This window comes from Bacteroidota bacterium (assembly GCA_018698135.1).
In the GTDB taxonomy this organism is placed as follows: Bacteria; Bacteroidota; Bacteroidia; order CAILMK01; family JAAYUY01; genus JABINZ01.
Genome location: JABINZ010000095.1, coordinates 1 through 3,667, shown reverse-complemented (window position 1 = coordinate 3,667; position 3,667 = coordinate 1). Strand labels below are relative to the sequence as shown.

Below are 3,667 nucleotides of genomic sequence, written 5' to 3'. Positions count from 1 at the left end.
TTGACCAATATTCATCCCCTCAACTTTCGACTTATCCGTTAGCTTATGTTTTCCTGTATAAACATAATCAGTATCGATATGCGGATCAAAACTCTCGGGGTAGTTTTTTGCATAGGATTTCTCAAGCAATTCGTGTCGGGCAAAAGTAAGTCCATTACTTCCTATGCCACTGTTGTAAGTATCTTCGTAGGTACTTTGTCCACAGGATTCAAGCCCAACAATAACATCGCCATGTTGCGGATTAATGCTGATAACTTGATCTCTTTTTATACGTGCATAAGCAGTAAATCCGACATCAATTGTTCTAACTATGTCGCCTACATCAGCAGTTTCTCCGCCTGCCATATGCACCCTGACACCTAGGTCTGCCAGCTTATCAGCCAGTTTCTGTCCCCCTTCAATTAGGGTTTTAATAACATCACCACTAATCAGGTTTTTATTTCGACCAATTGTTGAAGAAAGTACAATATTATCGAACACACCAGCACAAGCCATATCATCCAGGTTCATCACAACTGCATCCTGAACAATTCCTTCCCAAACACTTAAATCGCCAGTTTCCTTCCAATAGAGGTATGCTAATGAGGTTTTTGTTCCTGCGGTATCGGCATGCATGAGCATTGCATAATCATCGTCATTAGTAGTATAATCTGGCAAAATCTTGCAAAAAGCGTTTGGATAAAGCCCTTTATCGATATTCTTAATTGCTTCGTGAACATCTTTTTTCTCAGCAGAAACTCCTCTTTTATCGTACTTCATGCTATTTCAATTTTGGATTATTATGATGACGATCGGAATCTCTTTTCGTCTTTTTATCAATGCTGTCTTTCAATGCTTGCGTGAGATCCACACCCGTTTGGTTGGCAATACAAATCAATACAAACAACACATCAGCCAACTCTTCGGATATTTTGCTGTCCTGCTCGCCTGTTTTAAATGATTGATCGCCATATTCTCTGGCCATTAACCTAGCTAGCTCTCCTACTTCCTCCATCAACACAGCCGTATTTGTTAATTCACTAAAATACCTGACTCCCTTTGTATTAATCCACTGGTGAACCAAATCCTGTGCTTCCTGAATTGTCATTTATTGCCTTTTAATCAATTATAAATCAGCATTTATCGATGTGCAATTTATTATTTTATTTTTTATAAACTCCTGTTAAGGAATATCAATTCGATGCAGAATTCTCCTTAGCAGGAATTAATTTCTTACCCCAAATACGAATGATGAAGTAAAGAACTAAAGCTGAAATCAGAAAACTCCAGATCGGTGAAAAACCGGTAACTGAAACCAATAAATAGCCAAACACAGAACTAATTATACCTACAGAAAGAGCATAAGGGAATTGAGTTCTAACATGTTCAATATGATTACATGATGAAGCCATAGAGCTCATGATGGTTGTGTCAGAAATAGGTGAACAATGATCGCCAAATACGGAGCCACCCAAAACAGCTGCAACCACTTGGTAGAAATAAGGCATTATATCCTCCTGTGGTAAGCCATTCATAAGCCCAGCTTTATAGATTACCGGAAGCATAATAGGATAGAGTATGGCCATTGACCCCCAACTTGTTCCAGTAGCAAAGGCTATTGCTGCAGCAATGATAAAAACCAATGCTGGCAAAAACTCAATCGCAATGTTTTTACCTAAAATTTCTGCTAAAAAAGAAGCTGTATGCAATTCTTCAGTTAACATGCCCAATGTCCAGGCTAATATCAGGATAATCATGGCTATTAGCATAGTTTTAAACCCATCGATAACAGCACTTATTGACTCGGACAGTTTTATGTTTCGTCTGTACAAGCTAAAAACTAAAGCTGATAAAACACCATAAAGAGAAGCCCACAGCATAGCTTTGTAAGGATCTCCATTACCAATAATTGAGATTAGTCGGATAAAGGAATTGGAACCAAGCTGATTCACATCAACTGATTTGCTACCTAAATAATACAATGAAGCAAAAGCGACTACAATTAATCCAGAAATGGGTATGATTGAATCTGCAATTGACGTCTTAAATTTTTTAGATTGGTCAAGATTATCAATTTTGGAGGCATTATCATGCTTTTTCAAATGCAAATCAAAATCTCGCTGTGCCAAACGCTCTGATTTTAGCATAGGACCAAAATCCCTTCCTGTTTGTATTAATATAAAAATGAAAAATAAAGTTAAAATTGGATAAAATGCATAACCTAAGGAATTCAATAGTACTACATAGGGATTTTCATTAATCCCTAACTGAACCACCGAATCACTTATATAGTTTAACTGGGCTCCAATCCATGTGGTTATTAAGGCAATTGCTGCTACCGGAGCAGCTGTACTGTCAACAATGTAGGCTAGTTTCTGTCGAGAGATTTTATATTTATCTGTAATAACTCTGGCAGCATTTCCGACTATAAGTGTATTCGCATAATCATCAAAAAAAATGAGTATCCCTAAAAACCAGGTCGTCATCAAAGTTGCTTTTCTTGTTTTTATCAGTTTAATGATTTTTTGAATAAGAAAATGAATTGACCCATTTTTAATCAACAAGGAAACCATGCCTCCTATTAACATGGAAAAAACAACAACCGATATTTTACTGCTGTCAGTTAACACCCTTATTATGTATGTGTCAATAAAAACCAAAGGTGCTTTCACATAACTTATCGGATCATCAAGTCCCAATAAAAATACAATGCCCATTAACACACCTAATACCAGAGCAGTTATAACTTCTTTAAAAGCAATAGCCAAAATAATGGCCAATAAAGGTGGAATTATACTCAATAATGAAGGCCATTTCCGAATAGAAAAAGCAGTTTTTACCTCACTTATTTCAGGGATTTGCAAATGGTATTCCTTCGTTTTGGGGGGAAGCATTTTATATGCTACTCCATTATCAAACTGAAGAAATTCAGTTTGACCATTTAAAATAATTTGCAAATTCATTTTTGAGCCAGATATGGTTTGCTCATCTTCATCTAATAAATAGATACTGAGCTTAACTTCCTGATCAGCAATAATGTTTTGTTTACATTCAATTCGATAAGCATTGGTATCCAGATCGACAGCAAATAGCTGTAATGTCATCAAAAAAAGAAAGGTAGAAAAGATCAAATATCGGTAATGCTGAATGGTCATTTTCACTATTTGTTCCTCAAAAATAGATCAAAAAAAATCCCCCCCGAATAATCGGAGAGGATTTTTATACATAATATTTAATTATCTATTTAGCTAAAGTCACTTTCTGAACAGTACTTGCTTCATCAGTTTGAACTTGTACAAAATAAACACCATCTGCAAAGGCTCCTAAATCTACCTTGAACATACCTCCCTGGGTATTGCTCTTAGTAATGATCTCTAATTCATCGCCTAACATATTGCTTACTTTGATCAGTAAATTCTCTGATTGTGGCAATTCAACACTGATGTAGAACTCACCCTTAGTTGGGTTAGGATACATCTCGATATATTGTGCTAAACCACTTTCTTCAACACCATTCCAAGAACATTCCTGTACATTAACAAAACGAACTACTTCATCTGCTTTGTTACCTGAAATATCTTCAGTATTGTAAATAATGGTATAGAATCCCCAATACTTATTCACCATATAGTCTGAGAAATATGTTCCATCAGCATCATCGTCTAACATTAAACCTGTGTCATAATTG

The 3,667-nt window shown here is 36.0% G+C and carries 4 protein-coding genes; all 4 read right to left on the bottom strand.

Annotated elements, in window-relative coordinates; translation table 11 throughout:
* On the bottom strand, positions 1-759 hold a 759-nt coding region (locus tag HOG71_05885), incomplete at its 3' end, for a phosphoribosylformylglycinamidine cyclo-ligase (GenBank protein ID MBT5990364.1).
* A 1-nt stretch (position 760) separates the two neighbouring features.
* The gene (locus tag HOG71_05880) at positions 761-1,087 is read right to left on the bottom strand and encodes a nucleotide pyrophosphohydrolase (protein ID MBT5990363.1); all 327 of its coding nucleotides are present in this window, start codon (positions 1,085-1,087) and stop codon (positions 761-763) included.
* 85 nt (positions 1,088-1,172) lie between these two features.
* Entirely contained in the window at positions 1,173-3,134 is a 1,962-nt protein-coding gene (locus tag HOG71_05875; protein MBT5990362.1) for a Na+/H+ antiporter NhaC family protein, read from the bottom strand.
* An 85-nt stretch (positions 3,135-3,219) separates the two neighbouring features.
* Positions 3,220-3,667 (bottom strand): T9SS type A sorting domain-containing protein (locus HOG71_05870; protein MBT5990361.1); only part of this gene is annotated, 448 nt, incomplete at its 5' end.

Excerpts from the sequence above, each read along its gene's own strand:
- HOG71_05880 (MBT5990363.1), bottom strand. The coding sequence starts at position 1,087 with ATGACAATTCAGGAAGCACAGGATTTGGTTCACCAGTGGATTAATACA.
- HOG71_05875 (MBT5990362.1), bottom strand. The coding sequence starts at position 3,134 with ATGACCATTCAGCATTACCGATATTTGATCTTTTCTACCTTTCTTTTT.